This is a genomic window from Roseateles sp. P5_B10 (assembly GCF_056400485.1).
The window spans coordinates 1-1,168 of record NZ_JBFULE010001203.1 but is presented as its reverse complement, the minus strand read 5'-3'; the positions used below and the strand labels follow the sequence as shown (position 1 = coordinate 1,168).

The window sequence follows — 1,168 nt, the reverse complement described above, 5'->3', positions numbered from 1 at the left end:
GTTCACGGCTGATCAGCGCGACGCCGTTGTAGGTTTTCTGGCCGAACCACTGCACCTGGTAGCCGGCCTCGCCGATCTCCATGGTCGGGAATTTGTCATCGGTGAGCTTGGTCTCCTGCAGCACCAGCGCATCGACGGGGTGGGCAGCCAGCCAGTCCAGCACCTGCGGCAGGCGGACGGCGAGGGAATTGACGTTCCAGGTAGCGAACTTCTTCATCCTGTGATCCTAGCGTCGTCAGCCGCCGACCTCGGCCTCGGTATCGCAGTCCATGCAGTTCTCGATGGGCGGCGCAGGCARGTGGAGATCGCTGTGCAGCTGGCGCAGCGCCGTGCGCAGGCCTTCCTCCACGACCGGGTGATAGAAGGGGCAGTCCAGCATCTGCTGCACGGTGTCGCCGCGCTGCACGCTCCAGGCCAGCAGGTGGCCGAGGTGCTCCGCGGCCGGGCCGATCATCTCGGCGCCCARCAACCGGCCCGTGCCGCGCTCGGCATAGACATGCAGGCCGCCGCGGTTGACGAGCATGACGCGGCTGCGGCCTTGATCAGCAAAGCTGACGCGGCCGACGTCAAAGTCGCGGCCCGTGGCGACCAGCTCCGAATGGCTTGCCCCCGCAATGGCGATCTGCGGCTCGCTGAAGACGATCGCCAGCGGCGCACGGCGTGGGCGACTGTGCACATCGGGCCAGCGCGCCGCGTTGTCGCCGGCGATGCGGCCGGCGTCCGACGCTTCGTGCAGCAATGGCCGGTCGTTGGTGACGTCGCCGGCGATGAAGACCGGCATGCCGCCCCACTGGCTGGTGTGGCGGTCGATCAGCGGGTGGCCTTGGGCATCGCGTGGCAGGTTCAGGGTCTCCAGCCCCAGGCCGTCGAGATTGGCCTGGCGGCCTGCCGTGCAGAGCAGGGCATCGAAGCGCTCGCCACCGACGAGCACCTGGTCGCCGTCCGGCGTCGGGTCCAGCGTGGYGCTCAACGTCAATGGCAGGTCTTCGRCAAACAGCTTCTGGGCCAGCGGCTGCAATTCGGGATCGGTCAGCGGCCCGACGCGGTCACCGCGAGCGAACAGGCGCACGCGCACACCGAGCTTGTGCAGGGCCAGGGCCAGCTCCAGGCCGATGACGCCGGCGCCGACGACAGCGATCGACTTCGGCAGGTCGACCCAGTCGAAGAC

Annotated in this window: 2 protein-coding genes; both read right to left on the bottom strand. The window is 68.5% G+C overall.

The features are described from left to right. Positions 1-217, bottom strand: a 217-nt coding sequence (locus AC1DU6_RS32115) for an endonuclease/exonuclease/phosphatase family protein (protein WP_477862257.1), incomplete at its 3' end; no start/stop codon positions are given. A gap of 18 nt (positions 218-235) precedes the next feature. Then, the coding region (locus tag AC1DU6_RS32110) for an FAD-dependent oxidoreductase (RefSeq protein ID WP_477862255.1) at positions 236-1,168 on the bottom strand (933 nt) is incomplete at its 5' end.